The organism is Mesorhizobium sp. M8A.F.Ca.ET.207.01.1.1, assembly GCF_004794715.1.
Lineage (GTDB): Bacteria > Pseudomonadota > Alphaproteobacteria > Rhizobiales > Rhizobiaceae > Mesorhizobium.
Window position 1 is genome coordinate 1 of record NZ_SRUS01000460.1, and the last position, 306, is coordinate 306.

The window sequence follows — 306 nt, forward strand, 5'->3', positions numbered from 1 at the left end:
CAGTAACGGCCTGGCGCCCGTGGGCGCCGCCGGCAGCACCGCTCGACGCTCGCCCGCGGCCATCGCGGGTGCGCTTCCCCGTTTCCCGCCTTCCGTGGAGAACCACCCATGTCGACCCTGGTTTCACTGCGCAACATCACCAAGACCTACCAGCGTGGCCCCGAGAAAGTGCAGGTGCTGCACGGCATCGACCTGGACATCGCCAGCGGCGACTTCGTCGCGCTGATGGGCCCGTCCGGCTCGGGCAAGACCACCCTGCTCAACCTGCTCGGCGGCCTGGACAACCCCAGTGGCGGCCAGATCAGC

At 69.3% G+C, this 306-nt stretch carries 1 protein-coding gene; it reads left to right on the forward strand.

Going from position 1 to position 306, the window contains the following annotated elements:
• Positions 1-108: 108 nt before the first annotated feature.
• Positions 109-306: ATP-binding cassette domain-containing protein (locus tag EN850_RS35365; protein WP_136093060.1), on the forward strand; the 198-nt coding region annotated here is incomplete at its 3' end.